Source organism: Streptococcus sp. S1 (genome assembly GCF_034137685.1).
Classification (GTDB): domain Bacteria; phylum Bacillota; class Bacilli; order Lactobacillales; family Streptococcaceae; genus Streptococcus; species Streptococcus dentalis.
In genome coordinates this window covers 1,346,963-1,371,412 of sequence record NZ_CP139418.1, presented here as the reverse complement: position 1 = coordinate 1,371,412, position 24,450 = coordinate 1,346,963, and the positions used below count along the sequence as shown (strand labels likewise).

The following is a 24,450-nucleotide window of genomic DNA, read 5'->3' as shown; positions in this document are numbered from 1 at the left end:
GTCATTCTCCTTTAAAAATATTGGTTAATTCATCAATGAGATCAATCTCCCTACAGAGCTTTTGATACTCTGCTGCTAAGGAAAGATTCTCAACATCTTGTTTCTTTCTTGGTGTTGGGAAAATATAGCGATTGGTATACAAGGAAATGTAAAGCCGATCTTCTACCAAGTAGACACACATCGCATTTTGAGAAATTTGCTTATCGAACCAATCTAACACCTTGGGTTTCAAAAATTTTCGAGCAGCAAATTCATCCGTACAATAGATATTGTAATTCTCATTGTTCTGGATATCTTCTGTTTCAATTTGTACTTCGTTTTTTCCAGGACCTGGATAGGCTCCCTTGCTTTCTCTTTTGAAAAAGAAAGATTTCTTGGTCGGAACCACCCGCATATGCCCTGGGAAGGGAGTCGGTGCCTTTAGAGAAAAAAGTTGGCCAACGAAATCAGTCACTTCTTCTTGGACAGTTCTGGTGTGCCCATTTGAGTCTGTTTCATACCTGGTCTCTGTATGGTGACCATAAAGGTTAGCAACTGTAAGATTTCTTTCATCATGAAAGGACAGTTGATTAAAGAGATTAAATTTGGTCGACCGGGGGCTGACTACCTGTAAGGCATCCATGGAGTAGTTAGCTGTCAAAGTTAACTCTGCTTGAGGATAAACTTCTTTCAGAATGGGGCATAGAAAATCATTAATATAAATCTCGTCATTAGACCGAACATTATCCCCGAATAAAGCCTTCCTTCTTTTGTATTGAGGTAAATAATAGAAAACTAGCGCAAGAAGAATGATAATAACCGCTCGCAATCCCAAAGGTGGGAAAGATAGTATAGCTAAAATAATACCAAGAATAGTGACGGTCCTCCAATGAAGATTGCTCTTCATCTGTTCCTTCATTAAAAACAGCCGGTCTTGATACTCTTTTGAATTTTCTAGCTCACTAATTCGCTGGGATTTTTCTTGCGACCACCTAGTTGTTGATTGATTATGTTCAACTACCATAGACATCTCCTTTCCATGGTTGGTATGAAAGATAGCGCTATATCTTGTCACCCATTATACCACTGCGACGGATTTAGAGCAAATTTACATTGGTATTCTTTTCTTTTTTAGAAGGTTTTATTGGACAACAGTCTAGATAAGCAATCTAATCGTCTCCCCTTCAGCTAAGAAACAAACAAAAAATCCCCTACCATATGGTAAGGGATTCGAGGCATCTTTCGATGAGAACAGCCGGTTCACACAACTGTTCAAGGTCCGCTCCTGCGTTACAATTGAATGTAGACCTCCTCAGCGCAAAAGGCTCCTAAGAGCCAATCGACTCATCGCATAAAACTAGTTTACCATGAACGGCCAAAAAATGTCAAGAGGGTAGGTACTTGCTTCCTTCTCGAATGCTCAAAGGAGACAACTGATCTCGATAGCGGTCAATAAAGGCCCCTACCCAATCCGGATTAACCTTGGAATAATTGCGTAAACTCCAGCCAATTGCCTTATTTATAAAGAACTCGCTTTGACCTAGATTATTGAGGATCACTTTTTCTAACAAATCCGTATCTGTTTTTTCTTTCCTCATAAGCTGGTGGTCAATGGCAATCCGCCTCAACCAAAAGTCCTGATCCTTACTCCAATCCAGCATAACCTGCTTAGTTTCTGGATAGTGCAAAGTAATCTCTCCGATGATAAGGTCCAATTGATCTATACTGTCCCACCATGATTTGGTTTGAGCCAATTCCTTTAGCTTTGGAAAATCTTCAGGTCTAAGCTCCTTCTTCTTTTTATCCAGATAATCCATAGCAATATATTGAAACTCTCGGTAAGGTTGCTGCCAACACTCTTCCACAAAAGTCCAATCAATTGGATCCTTTATGAAAGGTTTAAAAAACTCTCTTTCAATCTTTTTGAGAATTGGTTTTTGAACGCTAAGAAAGCTGAATTTATTTTTCATATAAGCTTCCATTGCTGGGACTTTCGCTGGATCAGCTTGGTCTTCTAACAATTTCAAAAGAATTTTTGTATCCATATGATTCCTCCTTTTTTACATCAAAGGTCCAATCAAAGAAAAAAGATAGCCACTCAGACGATGAGCCATAGCCATTTTAGATAAACTTTCTAGAGTGACTTCCTCTGAGAGCGCCTGGGTTCTCTCAAAATCTTGTTCAATATGAAGCACTTCTAGATTTTTGTAGAGAAAAACCCCATCTTCAAAATTTTGATAGAGACTTCGGTAGTCTGTATTAATGGTTCCTACCACAGCTTGTTGGCTATCAGAAACATAAACTTTAGCATGGACAAAGCCTGGGGTATAACGGAAAATACGGACGCCAGCATCCAAGAGCGCTTTAAAATAGGTCGTCGCAATATCAAAGGCGTACTGTTTATCTGGAATCCCTGGCATAATGATCCGAACATCTACTCCTCGTTTGGCCGCAAAAGTCATGGCTCTAACCAATTCGTCATCCAAAATCAGATAAGGCGTCATAATGTGAACATAATCGGTCGATGTATTCAGTAAATGAAGATAAACATCCTCAGCCACTTTGTGATAGGTCAATGGTGAATTTCCATAAGGAAGAACCAAGCCTTGACCCTCTCTTTTTTGAGGTTTTTCTTGTAGATAGTGCTCCATATCCCTTTTATCCTCTATTCCAGTCACTGTCCACATGGTCAAAAAGAGAGCTTTCAGTGTTTGAACTGCTGAACCATCTAAGCGAAGGGCCGTGTCCTTCCAATGACCAAAGCGTTCTCGTTTATTGACATACTCATCAGCGATATTTACACCACCAGTATAAGCAACTTGACCATCAATCACTGTAATCTTTCGATGGTCTCGGTAATTGTAATAGGTTGATAGAATAGGCTTGACTGGTGAGAAGGCCTGAGCTTTTATCCCAACCTTGTGCAAGCGCTCAATATAATCATAGGACAAGGTAGTCATCTCATTCATCCCATCAAACATGACACGAACGTCCAGACCTGCATTGGCCTTCTCCTCTAAAATGGCTAAAATCTCACCCCACATGATCCCTTCGTCAATGATGAAATATTCCATGAAGATATAACGCTCGGCCTTTTTCAAATCCTCCAACAAGGATGGAACCATGTCATCTCCAAGCGGAAAATAGGTAACCTCTGTGTTGCTGTAGATAGGAAACTGGGCTGGACTATGCTCCAAAAAATAAGCTAATTTCTGTAATTGGCGATCACTTTGGGATAAATAATCAGCAACTTCTGGATCGGTGCTTAGATAGTCAGAAGCCTGCACTGTAGCATCCTCAAGCCGCTTCTTCAAGCGTCTCACACCCAAATCAGCTAACGAAAAGTAAAGCAGAGCAGTCCCAAAAATTGGAAAGAGGGCAATGATAATCACCCAGGACAGTTTGGAACGAGAATCCATGGAACGATTGAGCAAGTAAAAGAAGGTAAAGACACTCAACAAGTGTTCCCATAAGATAATGGATGGAAAATGCTCTTGTAGGCTGAGATATGAAATGACAAGAAAGGCCAATTCCAGTAAGAAGAACAGGAAAATAGGAACCTTTCGGTTAAGTAGAATTTTAGCCCATCCGGAGGGCTTTTGGGGTAACAGTCTAGCACTTTGTTCTTGAGTCATAAAAACCTCTTTCGTATAAAAACATCTTCTATGCTGAATAATTTATGGATTGTTTCAAGTGATATGGAGCGTTCATTTCATTTAGCTACTACTCCTTAACAGCTCTTACTTGATTTTTCTCACAGGCCCTTCGATCGTCTTTTGCATCCAGACGATATCATGCCATTTGTTAAACTTATAGCCAATCTTTGGGAAATGAGCCACTTGGACATAGCCTCGCTTTTCATGCATGGAAATGCTCGCTTCGTTCGGGACTGCGATACAGGCCAGAAACCGTAAGTAGCCTCGTGCTTGCAACTCCTCTTCTAAGGCAGTATAAAGGTCCGATCCAATCCCTTGTCCACGCGCTTCTTTTGATACATAAATAGACAATTCAGTGGTCCAATCATAGGCAGCGCGTGCATAATAGGTGGAGGCATAGGCATACCCCACAACTTTCCCATCCACTTCTGCTACCAAATAAGGAAATTGGGGCAGCGTTTTTGTGATGCGGCTTTCAAATTCCTGGACAGTCGGCACATCAACCTCAAAGGTAATGGCTGTCTCTGTCACATAAGGTTGGTAAATCGCTCGGATAGCTGCTGCATCGCTGAGCTGAACGGGTCGAATCATCATGATGGCCTCCTAATTAGATTATACCTAGTATACCGATATGCCTTCTCACTGTCAATGAAGAGAGGCAATGATCTAATAGTTTCATTTTTTGCAAAAGGACTTATAGAAAATAGGTTGAGAAATCTATCTCAACCTATTTAGCTTATTCCGCTTTTTTATTTGAAAATTGGCTATTGTAGAGCTCATAGTAGAATCCTTTATCTGCTAACAAGGATTGGTGATTTCCTTGCTCGATGATTTGGCCATCTTTGAGGACAAGGATTTTATCTGCTTCTTGAATGGTAGACAAGCGGTGAGCAATGACAAAGCTAGTCCGCCCTTTCATCAAATTCTTCATCGCTTTTTGAATCAAGAGTTCTAAACGCGTATCGACAGAAGACGTCGCTTCATCCAAAATCAAGATTTTAGGATCCGCTAGGAGCGCACGCGCAATGGTTAGGAGTTGCTTTTGCCCTAGAGAAATATTGCTAGACTCCTGGTTCATTTCCATATTGTAACCACCAGGAAGCGTCCGGATAAAGTGATCGACATTGGCCGCCTTTGCGGCTTCAACAATTTCTTCATCCGTTGCCTCGAGATTACCAAAGCGAAGGTTTTCTTTGATGGTTCCTTCATATAACCAAGCATCCTGAAGCACCATTCCGAATTGTTTGCGGTAATCTTGGCGAGATAGATGACGAATATCATGACCATCCACCGTAATCGATCCCGCAGTCACATCGTAAAAGCGCATGAGCAGATTAATCAGAGTTGTTTTCCCTGCTCCGGTCGGTCCGACAATGGCCACCATTTCACCCGGTTTGACTTCTAGGTTGAAATCACGAATCAAGGGTTTGTCCGCTACATATTGGAAATCAACGTTTTTAAAGCTGACCTGACCCGTCAAATCACCAGAGAGAGTTTCTGTTACATCTGCTACTTCATCTGGTTCATCCATGACTTGGAAAATCCGATCTAGAGACGACTTGGCACTTTGTAGCTGCCCTGCCAATTGGGTTACGTTTTGAATCGGTTGGTTGATCTGCCAAACATATTGAACGAAGGCCTGCATATTCCCCACAGTCAAACGACCTGCTATCACTTGCAAGCCACCAAACAAAGCGATAATGAGATAAGTCAAATCTGAAATCCCATTTAAAATCGGCATCATTAAGCCGGAAATGAAATTAGCCTTGAATCCTACCTTTTGAAGGTGATGGGTAATATCATGAAACTCTTCCTGGGAAGATTTTTCCCGAACGTAGAGCTTAAGGACGTTAAAGCCTGTTAAATTTTCTTGCACAAAGCCGTTCATTGCCCCCAAAACATCTGCCTGCTCTTTAAAGTAAGGCTGAGATTTTTTCATGATAAATCGAGCACTGAAATAAGTGATCGGAATGGACAAAATGACCACTAGCCCTAGCTGGATGTTTAAGTACAAGACCATGCTGATGACAAAGAGCAAGGTAAAGATAGCATTAACGATTTGTAAGAATGACTGTTGCAAGGCATTCGAGACGGTTTCGACATCGCTAGTAAAACGTCCTAGCAAATCTCCGAACTGATGCCGGTCAAAATAAGAAACGGGAATGTGATTGATTTTATGAGACAAATCATTTCTCATGTCCTGAACAGTCTTTTGAACAGCATTGGTCATGAAATAGTTAGAATAATAAGATCCCAACTCATAGAGGACCCCACGGAATAGATAGAGCGTCATAATGATCGCGATATAGGAGGTATTAAGACCAGCTCCCGCAAGACCTTTTGCCATATCCATGAGATTTTTTGTCAACTCAGTAATCGCAAGCCCCAAAACAAAGGGTTCGACAACACTCATGACGACACTCAGAATTTTTAAGAAAATGGACAAGCAAACTTCCAATCGATAGGCTCTCAAATAAGTCCATAGTCTACTAAAACTGTTTTGTTCTTGTTTCATCTGCTTCTCCTTTCTATTCTTCTGTTAATGACGGACTATCGAGCTGCGAATTGGCAATTTCACGATAGATCTCATTGCTTTCCATCAATTCATCGTGGGTTCCTCGACCGACGATTTCCCCTTGGTCCAAGACAATAATTTGATCCGCATCCATAATGGTTCCCACGCGTTGCGCTACGATTAAGACGGTCGCATCTCCTGTGACTTCTTTGAGACGCTTCCGCAAAGTGGCATCCGTCTTGTAGTCTAGGGCTGAGAAGGAATCATCAAAGATAAAAATATCAGGATCTTTGACAACGGCACGAGCGATGGACAAGCGTTGTTTTTGGCCACCTGAAAGGTTGCTACCACCTTCTGCCAAATGCGTGTCAAAGCGTTCCTCGCGACTGTCAATAAATTCTTTGGCTTGGGAAATTTCAGCCGCTTGTTCTAGCTCTTGTACAGATGCATCTTCTTTCCCATAACGAAGGTTTTCAGCAATGGTTCCTGTAAAGAGCAAAGCCTTTTGCGGAATAAAACCAATCTTTTGGCGAAGGGCTTTCAGATTGTAATCTCGGACATCCACACCATCGACCAAAATTTTTCCTAAGGTGACATCATAGAATCGAGGAATCAACTGCACAAGCGAAGATTTCCCAGAACCAGTCGAGCCGATAAAGGCAATCGTTTCACCAGGTTTGGCTTGAAAGGAAATGTTGTGAAGAACCGGACTTTCTGTCTCACCTGGATAAGCAAAGGTGACATTGTCAAATTCCAAATAGCCACGAGACGCTGTTTCTGTTACACCATTCTCATTTTGATCAATCGAAATGGGCATGTCCATGATTTCCTTGAGACGACGGCTAGAAACCGCAGTCCGAGGATACATAGTAAAGAGATTGGCTAAAAAGAGGAAAGATAAGAGCGCGTGGAAGCTATACTCAATAAAGGCAACCAGATCCCCAATTTTCAAACTACCGTCATGAAGAGGATCCAAAGCAAACCAGACAATCGCCACAATCATAGCTATGATGATCTGCACAAATAGGGGTTCTGTCAAACCAGTTAGTTTGAACAATTTATTCGAGTTTTCTGCGTAGACTTCATTTTCAGCCGCAAATTTATCCTCTTGGAATTCTTCACGGGCAAAGGCACGAATCACACGAAGTCCAGTCAAATTTTCACGCGCAAATTGATTGAGATGGTCGAGGGTCTTTTGTTGTTTCTCAGAAAGAGGACGTGTCTTAACTGCCACATACCAGACGACGACCGCAAGAAATGGTACAGAAACCGCTACAATCCACGCTAAAGAAGGACTGGTTGTCAAAATCAAGAGAACACTGGAAACCATCATCAAGGGTGTGATGACCCCCATCTTCAACATAGAATCCGCAAACTGCATCAAAACAAAGGCATCCGAAGTCAAGCGAGTGACCAATGACGATACCCCAATTTGCTCATACTCGCGATGCGAGTACTCCTGTAACTTAGCATAGAGGTCATTGCGCATATCGCGGACCATGGTGGTCGTTAGCTGACCAACCGCGTAAGACAAGATAATCCGCCCCACAATCCCAAGCAAAATAATCGCAAACATGACCCAGCCCCAGAAATACAGCCGGTCCACATCACGCGGGTTAATCCCTTCATCAATCATGCGAGCTAGAACCGTTGGCAAGCCCAAATTGACAATAACAAACAGGACCGCCGAAAATAGATTCAGGGCTAGCCACTTGGGATACTTTTTCAAGTAAGACCAAATATAAAGCATAGATGATTCTCCTTTTCCATAAATAATAACCTTGATCACACAGAAAAGAGGGAGCGAGACGAAATCATTTTCAAAGAAAATCATTCCTGCCCCAGTCCCATCTGTAGTCTCATTCATTATACCAAACTAGGCATAAAAGTAAAGCAAAAGAGCAGGTTTCCCCCGCTCTTCACTTGCATTATTTCGTGCGTTTGAATTTAGCGTTTTTAAGAAGAGACGACGCAAATTGATTCGTCGATTCTTGATCTTTTGTAAAGTTCAATGTCAGGGTGTCCCCTTTAATCTTATATCTAACCTTCTCCCCCTTGTCTTCTAACGCACCGATTGTTTTAGTCTTTTGATTAACTTTAATTTCTGTTGAATCTACAGTTTTATGACCGGGTCTTTCAGTTTTAATATTTAAATATCCTTTTGAATCGTTAATATCAATGGACAACTCCAAGGAATATTTATTGTTTATAGAATCAATATCTGAACTGGAAGCTCCTTGATCTTTGAGAATTTTTTTCATCTCTGCTTTAGTCGGTTTATAAACATAAGTTCCATTATCGCCTTTTGCACCACAGGCTACCAGGAGTATCGCTGCAAAAATTGCAACGAAAGCCAAAATAATCTGTTTAACGTTTTTCATAAGTGCTCCTTATTACATAGAATAACCCTATTATAGCAACAATTCCATTGCATCGCAATGAATTGTTAACGTGTCTCTTTTAACTATGTTCATACTATACGATATTTGCTAAAATATTCAAAATTAGTTAGAATCCTAGTATAAAATCATCATAAATACATATAAAAAGGCAGGATATAAACCCTGCCTTACTTATTATTTAACTTTTTTGAACTTAGCAACTTTCAAGTAATTGCTGAAAAAATCATTATCGCTAACGACAGAGTTTTTAACTTTCTTTATCGTCAGTACATCATTAGAAATTTCATAAGAAAGCTCTACTTTCATGCCTTGTGCTTCATATTTCATAGTTTTTGCCTTTTGGTCGACTTTATACTCATACTTACTTTCTTTTTTATTGCCAGCAAATTCAGTTTCACTCTTGTATTCAGCCTTATCCCCCTGAATAGCAATCGAAATTTTTACATTGATACCATCACCAGCCAATCCCTGAAGCTCTTCTGGAAGCATTTTAACAGCCTCTTCTTTGCTTGGCTCAAAAACATAAGTTCCATTATCGCTTTTATCACCACAAGCTACAAGAAGGACTGCTGCAAAGACAGCTACAAGCGCTAACAAAATACGTTTAAAATTTTTCATCATCTTCTCCTTAATGATATGATTTACCGCCATTATAGCAACAAATCAACAAACTCTCAAGAATATTTTGCAAATGTAAAATGATTGTAATATATTTTACGGATCATATTTGTATGTTTAAAAAGGCAGGATCCGTACCTATCTTCGCTAAATTATTTAACTTTTTTAAACTTAGCCATTTTTATATAGTTTATAAAAATATCAGACCCACTCGATTTTGATTCTTTTACATCCATAAAGGTTAGGGTATGATTAGAAATTTGATACGCCATCTTTGTCACACTGTAGTCATTCTTCATAACAAATATTTTGTTTTTTTGGTCAACCTTAAAATCATAGGATTGATTGATATTTTGAATATTTGATTTTATTCGAACCTTCATAAGGCCTTCTTTATCCTTAATGATAATCGAAACCTTAAATTTATAATCATCTGAAATGATATAAGCAAGTTCACTTGGTAGCCTCTCCCTCGCTTCATCTGTTGTGGGTTCGAATACATAAGTCCCATTATCACTTTTTGGACCACAGGCTACCAAAAGGACTGCTGCAAAAACAGCAACTAAAGCCAAAAGAATCTGTTTAAAATTTTTCATACCTTCTCCTTATTTCATCGAATAACCCTATTATAGCAACAATCTTGTCGTATCTCAATGAAATATTTGATGATACAGGGCTTGTAAAAGTCACGAAAGAAAGAATGCACAAAAAAACCGAGGCCTAAACCTCGGTTTTCATTTTGATTGGAAACTCGATTATTTAAGAGTAACTGAAGCTCCAGTTTCTTCCAATTTACCTTTGATTTCTTCAGCTTCAGCTGCAGCAACACCTTCTTTGATAACACCAGGTGCACCATCAACAAGTTCTTTAGCTTCTTTAAGACCAAGACCAGTGATTTCACGTACAACTTTGATAACGCCGACTTTCTTGTCGCCTGCAGATGTCAATTCGATATCGAATGAATCTTTAGCAGCACCTGCATCAGCAGCACCAGCTGCAGCAACAGCTACAGGAGCAGCTGCAGTTACACCAAATTCTTCTTCGATAGCTTTTACAAGGTCGTTCAATTCAAGGATTGAAGCTTCTTTAATTTCAGCAATAATGTTTTCAATGTTCAATGCCATTGTTATTTCCTCCAAATAAGTTTTAATTTTATGTTTTTATTTTTTTTGTAGCTAGGCTACGCTGCGTAGCTTAAGATTAAGCTGCGTCTTCTTTGTTGTCTGCAACCGCTTTGACTGCAAGAGCAACGTTGCGCACTGGCGCTTGAAGTACAGAAAGGAGCATAGAAAGAAGTCCTTCGCGGTTTGGAAGAGTTGCAAGTGCAAGAATCTCTTCTTTAGATGCGACAGCGCCTTCGATTGCACCACCTTTGATTTCAAGTGCTTCAGCGTCTTTTGCAAAATCGTTCAAGATTTTCGCAGGTGCGATAACATCTTCGTTAGAAAATGCTACTGCAGAAGGTCCAACGAATACAGATGCAAGATCTTCAAGACCAGCTTTTTCAGCTGCACGACGCAAGATTGAGTTTTTGATAACTTTAAACTCAACTTCGCTTCCGCGAAGGTTGCGACGGAGAACTGTATCTTGCTCAACTGTCAAACCGCGAGAATCTACAACGACGATTGATGCAGCAGCTTTCATTTTTTCAGCTACCACGTCAACAAGTTCCGCTTTTTTAGCAATAATTGCTTCACTCATTAGTGTGTTCACCTCCGTAATTATTTTGCTTGGGGAATTTTTCCAAAAGAAAAACGCGCCCAAACCTAGACACGAAAGTACAATACGCTTCTTTTAATTGATACGTTTTGTCCTCGGTAGGATCTTTATGAGTCGAGCTCCCCTACTGTCTTAGGCAGTTTTTTCAAACCGTAGATTAGTTTATCATATATAAAAAAAGAATGCAAGTACTTTTGCAAACTTTTTTTATATTTTTTAATCGTTGTAGAGACTCTTGATATTATTCAACCAAGCATAGGCTAGTCCCATTAGAACTCCTCCTCCTACCCAGTTGGCAAAGAAGGTCACGCTATAATGACGTAAAATATTTAAAAACTCAAAATGTGGCAATTGGCTAGAAACTGAATTAAAGCTCAATAATGAGAAAGAAGCAAAGTTTGCAGCCAAGTGTTCATTGGTCATAAAGACAAACATATAAATAGCAGAGAGTGCTAAGAGCACCTTGGCTGTTTCATCTTTGAAATATAGATAAGAAAGAATAGCAATATTGACGAAGATATTGGCAATAATTCCTTCAAAGAAAACCACTTGATTGCTGCGTTGGAGTTTATTTTCTGCCACAGTAGCTAGGAATCCTTTTGGATCGACATGAGCAAAGGCTGTTGTCTGATTGAAAAGAAAAGCCACGATTAAAGCACCAATTAAATTAAAGAAGGTACAATAAAGAAGAATTTCCAGCGCTTTCTTCCAATGAATTTTCTTTAGATAGGTCCCCGCCGTCAAATACATCATATTTGAGGTGGTTAATTCCGCATTTAAGAATAAGAGGTAAACCAAGCCCCAGGCAAAGATGAATGGAAATAGAAAACGACCAGATCCAGGTACAAAGGTATTTAATAAGTCTGCGGCAACTGCTCCGACCGCCGTACTTAAAGTAAGAAATCCTCCAGCAAAAATAGAACGTACAGCATAGCGAGTTTTAGATTTCTGATAGAGATCTTCCTTCTTATTACACGCCGCTCCAACTTTTTGAATAAAATTAGATTCAGACATACTATTCTCCTTATATAATGTTTGTGAATAAAATCATTATATCATAGAGAGAAAAGTTTGAAAAGGTTTTCAGGAAAAATTCTTAAATTTTCAGCATATACGTTTTATATCGAATATCATAATTTGCTAAAAAACAACAAAAAAACAGGCATCTGCCTGCTTTAGTTTTAATAATTTAAACGGTTCGCCCAAGCGATATCCAAATTCAAGATTTCTTGTGAAGTGAACTGTTGGCGATATGGATTGTATACTGAACCTGTAATACCACCTTGAACATTTGGTGAATCGTATTGAGTCAAATTATAAGTTTCAATGATGTTATTAAGTTTTGCATAGTAGCTTGTGTCTGTCGCATAAACACCTGTCAAAGCTGCTGTTGCATCTTGGTAACTAGAGGTGTTGCTCTTCCATGCACCTGCAAAATGTCCTTGTTTCAATACTGCTACGTAGTCTTGCAATGATTCATAGTAAGATGGGTAAGAACGAAAAGCGTCATTAATCGTATAGGCATTTCCAGCACCGTCATCCTCCCAAGTTTGCATCACTGCGGATTGACCAGCATAACTTCCTTTAATACCGAAAAGGTTGTAATGCGGATAAGAAGACAAGCCAGACTGACCTGATCCACTTTCAAGGATAGCTTGTGCGATCATAACGGAAGCATAAAGGTCGTTCGCTTGACCGAGCTGACGAGCTGACTCACCAATTTGTGAGATGAAAGCTTCAGTAGGGTCTGAATAAGCTTGGTAAGTTCCATCATTAGCACCAACTGATGTGATGTGCTCGCTCATAGCAGCGGCAAATGTCCCCGCTGCTAATACAGAAACGAACAAACCAAATAATTTCGTTTTATTCCGTATTTTCTTTTTCATAATACAATTTATCTCCAATTAATTTTTTATCATCTTTTATCTTTATAGAGATTATACCATATAAATAGAAGAAAACAAAGACACTTATATTACACTTGTATTACAATTGCGAGATAAATCCAAAACAAAAATGACATTTTCATGTCATTTCAATTTATTTCGTAAAACGCATTTTCTAAAATAGCATCCCATGACTTCTCTAATCCTTCCCTAGTTACAGAAGAAAAGACGATAAAGGTGTCAGCAGGATCAAAATCTAGTTTTTTCTTGATGATCGATTCATGTTTGTTCCATTTTCCACGCGGAATCTTATCTGCCTTAGTTGCTACCAAGATCACTGGAATTTCGTAGTACTTTAAGAATTCATACATCTGGACATCATCTGCAGAAGGTTCATGACGAAAATCGACTAGGCTAACGACTGCTTTTAAGTTCTCACGGCTGGTGAGGTATTCTTCAATCATCCGTCCCCACTTCTCGCGTTCTTTTTTAGAGACACGTGCATAGCCATAACCAGGTACGTCTACCAAGCGGAGTTTATCATCAATATTGAAGAAATTGAGCAATTGAGTTTTTCCTGGTTTGCCAGATGTTCTGGCCAGGTTTTTTCGATTTAAGAGAGTATTAATAAAAGAAGACTTGCCGACATTGGATCGACCGGCAAGTGCAACTTCTGGAATCTCATCTTGAGGATAATGACTCTTATTTGCAGCGCTTAAGAGGATATCCGCATTATGTGTGTTAATTTCCATATTTTATCTTTCTAGGCTGTTTCGAGAATTGGTTTTTCAGTTCCATCTACAGCTTCTTTTGTAATTCGAACAAGTTTGACATCTTCTTGACTTGGAATTTCAAACATGACATCCATCATCGTTTCTTCGATAATGGAGCGAAGTCCACGAGCTCCTGTTTTTCTTTCGATAGCTTTATTGGCAATCTCTTGAAGAGCTTCATCATCGAATTCCAATTCAACATTATCATAAGAGAGCAAGGTTTGGTATTGTTTTACCAAGGCATTGCGTGGCTCTTTCAAGATACGGACAAGGTCGTCAACTGTCAATTGCTCAAGAGCAGCAAAGACTGGAAGACGTCCGATCAATTCTGGGATAATCCCGAATTTTTGAATATCTTCTGCCACGATTTCTTGCATGTAAGAGCTTGATTCATCAATGGCTTTATTGTTCTTACCGAAACCGATGACTTTTTCACCGAGACGTTGCTTAACAATTTCTTCGATCCCGTCAAAAGCTCCACCTACGATGAAGAGAATATTCTTGGTATCCACTTGGATCATTTCTTGTTGAGGATGTTTACGTCCCCCTTGAGGTGGGACACTAGCGACGGTTCCTTCGATGATCTTCAAGAGGGCTTGTTGTACCCCTTCACCAGAAACGTCACGTGTGATAGAGACATTTTCACTTTTCTTAGCAATCTTATCAATTTCATCGACATAAATAATGCCTCGTTCAGCACGTTCGATGTTGAAATCAGCTGCCTGAAGAAGTTTCAAGAGAATATTTTCAACGTCTTCACCCACATAACCAGCTTCTGTCAAGGCTGTTGCATCTGCAATGGCAAATGGGACATTCAAGCTACGTGCTAAGGTTTGGGCCAAGAAAGTCTTACCTGAACCAGTAGGACCAATCATGAGGATGTTTGATTTTTGCAATTCAACATCTGTCTCATCTTCGCGCGTATCGTGGAAGTTGATGCGTTTGTAGTGGTTGTATACCGCTACAGCAAGAGCACGTTTGGCACGATCTTGACCGATGACATAGTGGTTCAAGATATTGAGCAATTCGATTGGTTTTGGAACTTCGCTAAGGTCTGCAAGAACTTCTTCTGCTAGCTCCTCACGGATAATTTCTTGTGCTAACTCGACACATTCATTACAGATAAACGCGTTGTTTCCTGCAATGATTTTTTGGACTTCATCTTGACTCTTTCCGCAAAATGAACAATAAACCATCATATCATTATTTTGATTCGTTGGCATGTATTTCCTCTTTCTGTCATTTTCTGTTTCTATTTAGTTTAAAATAAGGTCATGTAAAAGGCGTGGATAGAATTCACAAGATTGGTAAAAGCATTTAGTAAGAATAAAATAGCGAGGCCGAACCGTTTTTTACGAAAGGTTTGTAAGGCGCAAATCAAACAGATGACACATAGGACAGCTGTAAAAAAACCAAAGACACTTCGCTCCATTAGTCTAAATCCTTTCTCTTATAATAGTTGACCGTAAAATCATATGGGTTCTTCTCATCTTTCGGATGATGGACTTGACGGACTCTTTCATAGCGGTTCTCTTCAAATCTCGGTGCCAATGTATCGCCATCAATATCCGCATGAATCATGGTCTGGATCAATTCTTCTAACTGGTCAGAAAAGAGCTTTAAAATCTGACTGCCACCGATAATATAAAGATTCTTCTCTTGGTTCTGGTACCAGTCCAAGACTTCTTCTTTGCTGTGCATGACGAGTACAGCATCGTTTTCAGGATCATAGGCTTGATCTTGCGTTAAGATAATGCTGGTCCGACCTGGTAGAACCCGTTTTTTCATACCATCAAAGGTCACTCTTCCCATAAGAATTGCTTGCCCCATGGTCGTTTCTTTGAAATGCTGAAGCTCAGCTGGCAGATGCCAAGGCATGACTTGGTCCTTTCCAATAATGCCGTTTTCAGTTTGAGCCCAGATACCAATTATCTTTTTCATTCTCTCATCCTTTACACTGATACTTCTATTTTATCAAATTTTCTTATAAAAGACTGATTTCAACTATCTAGTTTGGAGGATATTTTTTTAAATACAAACAGAAAAAACCGCGAGATTTTCGCGGTTTTTCTTAGCCACAAGTTAGCTTAGTCTTCTTTTTTGCGTTTTGCAAATCCGAATAATGAGAGACCTGCTAAAGCGCTAATGATCGCAAGACCAGCAGTAGAAGATTCTTTTGTTCCTGTGTTTGGAAGTTGTGCAGTAGGATTTTGTGGATCAATATACTTCACTTCTTCTTTCGTTTCTGGAACGACAGGAATCGTTGGTTCTTCTGGTTTTGGTTGTGGAGTAGGTTGTGGTTGTGGTTCTGGTGTTGGTTGTGGAGTAGGCTGTGGCTGTGGCTCTGGTGTCGGAGTTGGATCCGGCATTGGAGTTGGTGTCACAGTCTTCTTGTAGATATGTTGAGTGTTTCCATCTTTATCTACAACAGTCTTCACGAAGTCATAACCTGGGATATCCTTCTTCGGTTGTTCCCCATCTTCTGTTGGGTTACCTGGGATTGGATCCCCATTTTCGTCTACATATGAAGTCGTAACTTTTTCATAGACGTGTTCAGTATCACCATTAGGCAATTTCTTCGTTTCTACAAAGCGGTAACCTGGAATTTCAGCTTTTGGTTCTTCTCCATCAACTGCAGGATATCCTGGGATTTCCTTACCTTCTTTATCAACAAACTTAGTGATTGGAAGGACAGTTGGTGTGTAAGTTGCAGAAGCTTTTGTTCCATTCACATCTTCGCGAACCACTGTTACAGCTGGTGCAGTTCCAGTGAATTCAGGTTCTGGTGTGAAGGTTACGGTTCCGTCTGCTGCTACAGTGTATGTACCAACACCTGGAATTGTCTTCGTAGTTGAACCATCTTCAAAGGTTGCTGGAACATCGTCGTTCATTGGAACACGGCTGTCACCTTCAGTAAATACAGGTTTACCTGTTTGAGTTGCACCTTGCACATCAGTAGATACTGCTGGACTTGCAGTTGGTGTAACAGGCGTTACAGTTGGTGTGTACATTGCTTTCGCAACTGTACCATTCTTATCTTGACGTTGAACCACGATACCTGATGCTGTTCCGACAAATGATTTCTCTGGTACGAAGGTTACTGTTCCGTCTGGAGCAACTGTGTAAGTTCCTTCACCTGGAACAACCTTAGTCGTTGAACCATCAACGAATGTTGCAGGTACATCATCGTCCATTGGTACACGGCTGTCACCTTCAGTGAATTCAGGTTTACCAGTTTGTGTTGCACCTTGGATGTCAGTAGATGTTGTTGGCTTAGCTGTTGGAGTTACTGGTGTCACAGTTGGTGTGTACTTAGCTGTAACTGGTGTACCGTTTTTATCAACACGTTTCACCGTTACGCCTGTGCCTTCTCCAGTGAATGATTTTTCTGGAACAAATGTTACGGTTCCATCTGGTGCAACAGTGTAAGTTCCTTCACCTGGAATGGTCTTCGTAGTTGAGCCATCTTCAAATGTTGCAGGAGTATCATCATCCATTGGAACATTTGGATTACCTGGTGTGAAGGTTGGTGTACCTGTTTGCGTTTGACCTTGTTTGTCAGTAGATGTTGTATCTTCTGCAGTTGGTGTAACTGGTGTTACGGTCGGTGTATAAGTTGCAGAAGCTTTTGTTCCGTTCTTATCTTCACGAACTACTGTTACGGCTGGTGCAGTTCCAACGAATGATTTTTCTGGTACAAAGGTTACTGTACCGTCTGCTGCTACTGTGTAAGTACCAACGCCATCTACAGTCTTCGTAGTTGATCCATCATCGAATGTAGCTGGAACGTCATCGTTCATTGGTACTCGGCTATCGCCTTCAGTAAATTCAGGCTTACCTGTTTGAGTTGCACCTTGGATGTCTGTAGATGTTGCTGGTTCAGCTGTTGGTGTTACTGGTGTCACAGTTGGTGTGTACTTCGCTGTGATCTCAGTACCGTTCTTATCAACACGTTTCACTGTTACGCCTGTAGCAGTTCCAGTGAATGATTTTTCCGGTACGAAGGTTACGGTTCCATCTGGAGCAACAGTGTAAGTTCCTTCGCCATCTACTGTCTTAGTGGTTGAACCATCTTCGAAGGTCGCTGGTGTATCTTCATCGATTGGAACATTTGGATTTCCTTCGGTGAAGGTTGGTTTACCAGATTGTGTTTGACCTTGAATATCTGTCGATGTAACATCTTCAGAAGTTGGGACAACTGGAGTAATCTTCGGTGTATAAGTTGTTTCTACTGTAGTTCCATTTGTATCAGCTGCTTGAATCTTAACTGGGACAACATTACCTGAGTATGATTTATCCGTTGGTGTGAAGGTCACTACACCTGTATCTTTATCAACTGTGTATGTACCGATTACATCACCTGCTGGTGATTTCGCTTCTACTGATGCTGCTGGTTGACCATTTTCATCAAGAAGAGTAATCGAATCCTTGTTAATTGGAGCTACTTCATCACCTTCAGTAAAGGTTACAGTTCCAGTTTGAACAAGGCCTTGAGGTCCAGTAGATTCAGCTGGAGTTGCTGTTGGAGTTACTGGTGTCACAGTTGGTGTATAAGTTGCAGAAGCTTTAGTTCCGTTCTTATCTTCACGAACAACTGTTACGGCTGGTGCTTTACCTGTGAATGATTTCTCAGGGACAAAGGTTACAGTTCCGTCTGCTGCTACTGTGTAAGTACCAACACCATCAACTGTCTTGGTAGTTGAGCCATCGTCGAAAGTAGCTGGAACGTCATCGTTCATTGGTACTCGGCTGTCGCCTTCAGTAAATTCAGGCTTACCTGTTTGAGTTTGACCTTGCTTACCTGTTGTTTCAACTGGTGTCGCTGTCGGTGTGACAGGAGTTACAGTTGGTGTGTAAGTTGAAGAAGCTTTAGTTCCGTTCATGTCTTCACGCACAACTGTTACCGCTGGTGCAGTACCAACAAATGATTTTTCTGGTACAAATGTAACTGTTCCGTCTGCTGCTACTGTATAAGTACCAACGCCGTCAACAGTCTTGGTAATTGAACCATCATCAAATGTTGCTGGAACATCATTGTTCATTGGCACACGGCTGTCGCCTGCAGTAAATTCAGGCTTACCAGTTTGTGTAGCACCTTGAACACCTGTTGATTCAGCTGGTGTTGCAGTTGGGGTTACCGGAGTTACAGTTGGTGTGTACGTTGCAGTTGCCTTAGTTCCATTCTTATCTTCACGAACAACAGTTACGGCTGGTGCTTTACCTGTGAATGATTTCTCAGGAACAAAGGTTACAGTTCCGTCTGCTGCTACTGTATATGTACCAACGCCATCAACTGTCTTAGAAGTTGAGCCATCGTCAAATGTTGCTGGAACAGCTTCGTTGATTTCAACAGTCTTCTCAACGCCATCAACCGTTACAGTTCCACCCTTGAATTCAGGCTTACCTGTTTGAGTAGCACCTTGAATATCTGTTGTTTCTGCTGGTGTTGCAGTTGGGGTTACTGGAACAATTTCTGGAGTGTAAGTTGTATCTACCTTGATACCGTTTGAGCTTTCAGCTTGAACCTTAACTGGAGTCACTTTACCTGTATAAGATTTATCAGTTGGAGTGAAAGTTACAGTACCAGTTGCTTGGTCGATAGAGAATGTACCAATTGGTGTTGTTCCATCTTCAGCAAAGGCTGGTGTGCTTGAAACTTCATTACCATCATTATCCAAAAGTGTGTAGCTATTGTCTTTGATCGTGATCGCTTTATCTTGACCATTTACTTGAACAGTTGCACCTTCAAAAGTTGGTGTTCCTGTTTGAGTAGCACCTTGGATATCTTTAGATGTAGCTGGGTTAGCTGTTGGAACAGCTGCTACAACTGTTGGTATGTAACTTGCATCTGAAGTGATGGTTGCAGTCTTACCATCTGCATTGGTAATCGTCGCTGTCGCTTGGACTTTCACTCCAGTTGCAGTTCCAACAAAGTCTTTTTCAGGTGTGAAAGTCACTGCTCCTGTAGTCGGATCGATTGTATAAGTTCCTTCACCTTCAACAGTTACTGTTGTTTCATCTGTTGGTTGACCTGTTGCTGGGTCAATCAACTTCTTACTTGTAATTTGAGCAGTCTCATCATCACTTAAAGCGAATGTAGGCGTTTCTGTTTGAGGTACATTTTGAATGTCTTCAGAAACTTTATTGGTTGGAGTAAGAGTGACTGGATTTACAGTTGGTGTATAAGTTGCTGATGCTTTTGTTCCGTTCTTATCTTCACGAACAACGGTTACCGCTGGGGCAATACCAGTAAAGTTTGGTTCTGGAACAAAAGTTACAGTTCCATCTGCTGCTACTGTGTAAGTACCAACGCCTTTCACTGTCTTCGTTGTGGATCCATCGTCAAATGTTGCTGGAACGTCATCATTCATTGGTACACGGCTATCACCTTCTGTGAAGGTTGGTTTGCCTGATTGAGTAGCACCTTGAACGCCTGATGTTTCAGCTGGTGTCGCAGTTGGGGTTACTGCAGTAACAGTCGGTGTATAAGTTGCAGAAGCTTTCGTTCCGTTCTTATCTTCGCGAACAACGGTTACTGCTGGTGCAGTTCCAACGAATGATTTTTCTGGAACAAATGTAACTGTACCATCAGCTGCTACTGTGAAAGTACCAACACCTTCAACTGTCTTAGTTGTAGATCCATCGTCAAATGTTGCTGGAACATCATCATTCATTGGTACACGGCTATCGCCTTCAGTAAATACTGGTTTACCTGTTTGAGTAGCACCTTGAATGTCTGTTGTTTCTGCTGGTGTTGCAGTTGGTGTCACAGGTAATACTGTTGGTGTGTAGGTTGCAGAAGCTTTCGTTCCGTTCTTATCTTCACGAACAACAGTCACTGCTGGTGCAGTTCCGACGAATGATTTTTCTGGAACGAAAGTAACTGTACCATCAGCTGCTACTGTGTAAGTACCAACACCTTCAACTGTCTTAGTTGTGGATCCATCGTCAAATGTTGCTGGAACATCTTCGTTGATTTCAACAGTTTTCTCAACGCCATCAACCGTTACGGTTCCACCCTTGAATTCAGGTTTACCTGTTTGAGTTGCACCTTGAATGTCTGTTGTTTCTGCTGGTGTTGCAGTTGGGGTTACTGGAACGATTTCAGGTGTGTAAGTTGTATCAACTTTGATACCGTTTGAACTTTCGGCTTGAACCTTAGCTGGAGTTACTTTACCTGTATAAGATTTATCAGTTGGTGTGAAGGTTACTTGACCAGTTGCTGGGTCAATAGTGAAGGTACCGATTGGTGTTGTACCATCTTCTGCGTAAGCTGGTGTGCTTGAAACTTCGTTCCCGTCATTATCCAAGAGTGTATAGCTATTGTCTTTAATCGTAATAGCTTTATCTTCACCATTTACTTGGACAGTCGTTCCTGCAAAGGTTGGTGTCCCTGTTTGTGTTGCACCTTGCACATCTTTAGAAGTTGCTGGGTTTGCAGTTGGAACTGCAGGCACAACAGTTGGTGTGTAAGTCGCATCAGAAGTAATGGTTGCAGTCTTACCATTAGCATTTGTAATGGTAGCAGTTGCCTGAACAGTTACGCCTTTAGCAGTACCAACAAAGTCTTTTTCTGGTGTAAATGTCACAGCTCCAGTCGTTGGATCGATTGTATAGCTTCCTTCACCTGCTACTGTCACAGTAGTTTCATCAGTAGGTTGGCCAGTGGCTGGATCTACCAATTTCTTGCTTGTGATTTCAGCAGTCTTGTCGTTGCTCAACTCAAATGTAGGAGTTTGAGTTTGTGGAACGTTTTGAATATCCGCAGAAACTTTGTCTGTTGGAGTCACGGTGATTGGAGTTACAGTTGGAGTGTACTTAGCTGTTGCAGTCTTGATGTAGTCCTGTTGGATCTTACCATCTTTATTTCTACCAACTGGCGCTGACAATGAAACATCCACACCTTTGGCTGTACCAGTAAAGCTTGGATCTGGAGTGAAGGTTACTTCACCCGTTGAAGGATTAATCGTATAAGTTCCTTCCCCTTCAACTGTTACAGATGGCGCATCAGTAGTGAGACCTGTGGCAGGATCTACCAACTTAGCAGGATATTCTGCACTTGGAGTGATTGCAATCTTGTCACCATTTGAGTTTGTCGCAGTTGTGTTAAAGGTCGGAGTTTCTTTTTGAGTCGCACCTTGAACATCAGTTGAAGTTTTGTCAACTCCTTCGATTTCAATTGGAGTGACTGTTGGAACGTATTGACCATCCATGGTATTCAACTGACCATTAATGTTTGGTTCTTGATCTGGGAATTTTGTTGACCAACCAGTATCATAACCGTTGTTATCTGAGCGACGGATAGAAATACCATCAGCTGTTCCAAGGAAGTTATCTTCTGGGATAAATTCAACGTCTACGTCCTTACCGTTGGCAGTAATCTTGTACTTACCTTGTCCTGGAACGACATAGTAACCGTCCGCATCAAGAGTTGCACGGTTGCCATCTTTATCAACGATGTATGGTTCTACCGTTTCGTCAATAACGGCACTAGAATTAAGCTCATACTTGTGTTCTCCACGTGCTGTAAAGGTTACAGTTGCAGTTTGCTTCGCCCCTTGAAGACCACTTGTTTCCTTGAATTCCCCTTTTGGTGGGTGCGTAATTTGAGTTCTGAAGTCTTCCACTTCCCCTGAGAAGGCCATACCAGTTGGGCTCTCAATCTCGGTAGCTTTCTTGGCAATACGAACACGAGCACCTAGTTCTTTAACGCTAGGGTCGATATAAGTCTTGCTCTTTGCAAAGGTCAACTCAACGGTGCCGTCATTTGTGATTCTTGCAAGATCAGAGCGTTCATCTTCATCAAAGGTACCATTTTGGTTAAAGTCTATCCAACCGTAGATATAAGCTTCTGAAGCTCCATCTGTATGGGCTTCTATTGACAACTTGTAGTTACCTGGGCGTGTACGATCCATCTTGATCATCTCATTGGTTGTACCTTTAAGCTCATCTGGAAGCAATTGGTCAATTCCTTCATCGGCCGTAGTTGCCTTATCATCACCGAACCAGTCAAGAGCAGTATTCTCATCCATATCTGGGCTCACATTACCAATATATGGTTGATTTACTTTAGCACCAGTTACACCATCTACAGTTGCAATGGTATGCATAGCTTTTCCGTATGACTCAGGAGCATCCCCTTCATCAATTGGGAAGAATCCTAGCATTGCTGACTGTTTACCACCTGAAGCGACATAAAGCCCCACTTCAGAGGCACCACGCGTCATCACAATTGGAACTGTTCTATTTCCTTCAGAAATGTTAGGTCCAAATATACCGGTTCCTAGACCACCCGTAACTTGGTCAGGATTTCCAAAATACTTCCAAGCTACTGGTTTCTTTTCTGGTCCAACTTCAGTAGATCTACGAAGTTGGTTTAAGTTGGTATTATTAAATTTAGGATTAGGTCCAAAAAGATTTTCAGTATCTTGTGGTTCATAAGTTACAGAAGTTTTTGGTCTGGTAAACTTTTTCCATTCTCCAATATGCTGCCAACCTTCTCCATTGGTAGTAAACATAACTAATTCACCTGGGTTAGCAGACTCCCCATCAGCCATAACAATAGCTGGCTTAACTGTCTTACCACGGAAGGTTGCAGAGATTTCAAACTGAACTCCAATATTTCCACCATTCAAAGCTGAACTTATGGTAGTCTTCTTGGTTTTCGTATCAATGTTCTCAAATCTGATTTCAGTCCAATTATTTTGCGCATCAGCTATGACTTTGGCCTCTTCACCATTGTTAAAAGCTTGCCTAGCAGCTGTTGAAGTGACTCCACTTACATAACCATTTTTTGCATTTGGATCATAGGTTGCTTTTTCTACTTCTGTAGCCCCTTGATTTTCCATCCGTTTCTTATAGATTTCAGTCGCTTGGAAAGGTTTCAAGGATTTGACTTTTACAGTAACTACATAACCAGGCATGATTTCCTTGGTATAGGTAGACCCAACTTGAAGAGCCAATTTTTCTTCTAAGTCCTCAGTTGGTTTAGTTTCACTTTTAGGAACTAATACTGTAGTAGTTCCTGTCCAGTTAGCTACATCTCCAAAGTCCAACCATGAGATTTGGCTAGCCATAGATTTGGCATCAATATCTGTTGTAAATCCTGGTTTTTCAACTTTTGGAGTTGAAGTTGCGTCTTCAACGTCATCCCCAATCAAGCTTGGATCATTTGGGTCACCCACAGCACGACGAGTACGACGGCGAGAAGTGTTGGCTGTCTCTTCCGTTGCGACTGTATTGTTTGCTGTTGCACCTTGTCCAGCTGAAAGAGTTGTTTCTTCTTTCTTATCTGTAGTGGTTGAAGCTGTTTCTGCTGCCTTGTTTGCTGGCGTAGCTGCTTCTAATTTTGGTGTTGCAGCGGTTGGTGTAGCTGCAGTTGCTGAGGCTGCTGTACTTGTGCTACTTGCTTCACTAGTTGAAGCAGGTGCTGTTGAAGTTGATGCTGCAGTAACAGCTGGGCTTGCTTCATACGTTGTGGCTACTGTGCTAGTTGTTTCAGAAGTTGATGCTGCTGAAGTAGCTGTTGAAGTTGCGGGCGTTTCTGACGCTGTTGCAACTGCTGCTACACTTTCACTTGTCGTATCTGTATTTTCTTCTGCTGCTGCACTTGCGGAAGTCCCAACCATGACAAGTGTCCCCAAAAGTACTGAGCAAACACCCACATTCAATTTACGAATCGAGAATCTGCTAATACGATCATTAAATAAGTCTTTCCCCAATTTAATAGGCCTCCATCTTTATCTATTAATTAACTTTCTTATTGTAATTGTTTTGTTTTTCAAAACCTTATCTATTTTAACAAAAACCGAACGATACTTGAAACATTTTAACTCAAAAATGAGTAAAAATTTTTAGCGCTGATTCTGTTTACTGTAAAATAAATTTCCTCATAGATAGAGG

Annotated in this window: 17 protein-coding genes and 1 other annotated feature; all 17 genes read right to left on the bottom strand. The window is 40.9% G+C overall.

Going from position 1 to position 24,450, the window contains the following annotated elements; genetic code table 11:
* Nucleotide 1: 1 nt before the first annotated feature.
* Complete coding sequence (locus tag SM121_RS06675; RefSeq protein ID WP_320910697.1) at nucleotides 2–1,003, bottom strand: DUF3137 domain-containing protein; 1,002 nt, start codon at nucleotides 1,001–1,003, stop codon at nucleotides 2–4.
* 361 nt (nucleotides 1,004–1,364) lie between these two features.
* The gene (locus SM121_RS06670; RefSeq protein ID WP_320910696.1) at nucleotides 1,365–2,024 is read right to left on the bottom strand and encodes a DNA alkylation repair protein; all 660 of its coding nucleotides are present in this window, start codon (nucleotides 2,022–2,024) and stop codon (nucleotides 1,365–1,367) included.
* Between the two features lie 15 nt (nucleotides 2,025–2,039).
* Nucleotides 2,040–3,614 carry a cardiolipin synthase gene (gene cls / locus SM121_RS06665; RefSeq protein WP_320910695.1) on the bottom strand — a complete coding sequence of 525 codons (1,575 nt, stop codon included), beginning with the start codon at nucleotides 3,612–3,614 and terminating at the stop codon, nucleotides 2,040–2,042.
* Between the two features lie 105 nt (nucleotides 3,615–3,719).
* Nucleotides 3,720–4,229: a GNAT family N-acetyltransferase gene (locus tag SM121_RS06660; RefSeq protein WP_320910694.1), complete on the bottom strand. Its 510-nt coding sequence runs from the start codon at nucleotides 4,227–4,229 to the stop codon at nucleotides 3,720–3,722.
* Between the two features lie 142 nt (nucleotides 4,230–4,371).
* Complete coding sequence (locus SM121_RS06655; protein WP_320910693.1) at nucleotides 4,372–6,150, bottom strand: ABC transporter ATP-binding protein; 1,779 nt, start codon at nucleotides 6,148–6,150, stop codon at nucleotides 4,372–4,374.
* 13 nt (nucleotides 6,151–6,163) lie between these two features.
* Nucleotides 6,164–7,900, bottom strand: a complete 1,737-nt coding sequence (locus SM121_RS06650) for an ABC transporter ATP-binding protein (RefSeq protein ID WP_320910692.1) — start codon at nucleotides 7,898–7,900, stop codon at nucleotides 6,164–6,166.
* Nucleotides 7,901–8,078: 178 nt separating this feature from the next.
* Nucleotides 8,079–8,531: a hypothetical protein gene (locus SM121_RS06645; RefSeq protein WP_320910691.1), complete on the bottom strand. Its 453-nt coding sequence runs from the start codon at nucleotides 8,529–8,531 to the stop codon at nucleotides 8,079–8,081.
* A 195-nt stretch (nucleotides 8,532–8,726) separates the two neighbouring features.
* Complete coding sequence (locus tag SM121_RS06640) at nucleotides 8,727–9,170, bottom strand: hypothetical protein (protein ID WP_320910690.1); 444 nt, start codon at nucleotides 9,168–9,170, stop codon at nucleotides 8,727–8,729.
* A 152-nt stretch (nucleotides 9,171–9,322) separates the two neighbouring features.
* Nucleotides 9,323–9,766 carry a hypothetical protein gene (locus SM121_RS06635; protein WP_155171909.1) on the bottom strand — a complete coding sequence of 148 codons (444 nt, stop codon included), beginning with the start codon at nucleotides 9,764–9,766 and terminating at the stop codon, nucleotides 9,323–9,325.
* A 159-nt stretch (nucleotides 9,767–9,925) separates the two neighbouring features.
* A complete protein-coding gene (gene rplL, locus SM121_RS06630) occupies nucleotides 9,926–10,294 on the bottom strand; it encodes a 50S ribosomal protein L7/L12 (RefSeq protein ID WP_320910689.1) in 369 nt (122 codons plus the stop codon).
* A 76-nt stretch (nucleotides 10,295–10,370) separates the two neighbouring features.
* The gene (gene rplJ, locus SM121_RS06625) at nucleotides 10,371–10,871 is read right to left on the bottom strand and encodes a 50S ribosomal protein L10 (protein WP_003001722.1); all 501 of its coding nucleotides are present in this window, start codon (nucleotides 10,869–10,871) and stop codon (nucleotides 10,371–10,373) included.
* Between the two features lie 38 nt (nucleotides 10,872–10,909).
* Nucleotides 10,910–11,044: a sequence feature (ribosomal protein L10 leader region), on the bottom strand.
* Between the two features lie 61 nt (nucleotides 11,045–11,105).
* Nucleotides 11,106–11,903 carry a formate/nitrite transporter family protein gene (locus SM121_RS06620; protein ID WP_151378852.1) on the bottom strand — a complete coding sequence of 266 codons (798 nt, stop codon included), beginning with the start codon at nucleotides 11,901–11,903 and terminating at the stop codon, nucleotides 11,106–11,108.
* Between the two features lie 167 nt (nucleotides 11,904–12,070).
* Nucleotides 12,071–12,775: a glucosaminidase domain-containing protein gene (locus SM121_RS06615; protein WP_003001855.1), complete on the bottom strand. Its 705-nt coding sequence runs from the start codon at nucleotides 12,773–12,775 to the stop codon at nucleotides 12,071–12,073.
* Between the two features lie 149 nt (nucleotides 12,776–12,924).
* A complete protein-coding gene (gene yihA, locus SM121_RS06610) occupies nucleotides 12,925–13,527 on the bottom strand; it encodes a ribosome biogenesis GTP-binding protein YihA/YsxC (RefSeq protein ID WP_003016353.1) in 603 nt (200 codons plus the stop codon).
* Nucleotides 13,528–13,538: 11 nt separating this feature from the next.
* The gene (gene clpX / locus SM121_RS06605; RefSeq protein ID WP_003001797.1) at nucleotides 13,539–14,771 is read right to left on the bottom strand and encodes an ATP-dependent Clp protease ATP-binding subunit ClpX; all 1,233 of its coding nucleotides are present in this window, start codon (nucleotides 14,769–14,771) and stop codon (nucleotides 13,539–13,541) included.
* Nucleotides 14,772–14,979: 208 nt separating this feature from the next.
* On the bottom strand, nucleotides 14,980–15,489 hold the full coding sequence (locus SM121_RS06600) for a dihydrofolate reductase (RefSeq protein ID WP_151378851.1): 510 nt from the start codon (nucleotides 15,487–15,489) through the stop codon (nucleotides 14,980–14,982).
* 146 nt (nucleotides 15,490–15,635) lie between these two features.
* Nucleotides 15,636–24,269, bottom strand: coding sequence for a CshA/CshB family fibrillar adhesin-related protein (locus SM121_RS06595; protein ID WP_320910688.1), 8,634 nt, complete (start codon nucleotides 24,267–24,269; stop codon nucleotides 15,636–15,638).
* Nucleotides 24,270–24,450 lie beyond the last annotated feature (181 nt).

Bases quoted from the DNA above. Each gene is read 5' to 3' on its own strand.
- SM121_RS06635 (WP_155171909.1), bottom strand. From the start codon at position 9,766: ATGAAAAATTTTAAACAGATTCTTTTGGCTTTAGTTGCTGTTTTTGCA.
- rplL (WP_320910689.1), bottom strand. From the start codon at position 10,294: ATGGCATTGAACATTGAAAACATTATTGCTGAAATTAAAGAAGCTTCA.
- SM121_RS06660 (WP_320910694.1), bottom strand. From the start codon at position 4,229: ATGATGATTCGACCCGTTCAGCTCAGCGATGCAGCAGCTATCCGAGCG.
- SM121_RS06645 (WP_320910691.1), bottom strand. From the start codon at position 8,531: ATGAAAAACGTTAAACAGATTATTTTGGCTTTCGTTGCAATTTTTGCA.
- SM121_RS06655 (WP_320910693.1), bottom strand. From the start codon at position 6,150: ATGAAACAAGAACAAAACAGTTTTAGTAGACTATGGACTTATTTGAGA.
- SM121_RS06640 (WP_320910690.1), bottom strand. From the start codon at position 9,170: ATGAAAAATTTTAAACGTATTTTGTTAGCGCTTGTAGCTGTCTTTGCA.
- rplJ (WP_003001722.1), bottom strand. From the start codon at position 10,871: ATGAGTGAAGCAATTATTGCTAAAAAAGCGGAACTTGTTGACGTGGTA.
- clpX (WP_003001797.1), bottom strand. From the start codon at position 14,771: ATGCCAACGAATCAAAATAATGATATGATGGTTTATTGTTCATTTTGC.
- SM121_RS06675 (WP_320910697.1), bottom strand. From the start codon at position 1,003: ATGGTAGTTGAACATAATCAATCAACAACTAGGTGGTCGCAAGAAAAA.
- SM121_RS06615 (WP_003001855.1), bottom strand. From the start codon at position 12,775: ATGAAAAAGAAAATACGGAATAAAACGAAATTATTTGGTTTGTTCGTT.
- yihA (WP_003016353.1), bottom strand. From the start codon at position 13,527: ATGGAAATTAACACACATAATGCGGATATCCTCTTAAGCGCTGCAAAT.
- SM121_RS06670 (WP_320910696.1), bottom strand. From the start codon at position 2,024: ATGGATACAAAAATTCTTTTGAAATTGTTAGAAGACCAAGCTGATCCA.
- SM121_RS06650 (WP_320910692.1), bottom strand. From the start codon at position 7,900: ATGCTTTATATTTGGTCTTACTTGAAAAAGTATCCCAAGTGGCTAGCC.
- cls (WP_320910695.1), bottom strand. From the start codon at position 3,614: ATGACTCAAGAACAAAGTGCTAGACTGTTACCCCAAAAGCCCTCCGGA.
- SM121_RS06620 (WP_151378852.1), bottom strand. From the start codon at position 11,903: ATGTCTGAATCTAATTTTATTCAAAAAGTTGGAGCGGCGTGTAATAAG.
- SM121_RS06600 (WP_151378851.1), bottom strand. From the start codon at position 15,489: ATGAAAAAGATAATTGGTATCTGGGCTCAAACTGAAAACGGCATTATT.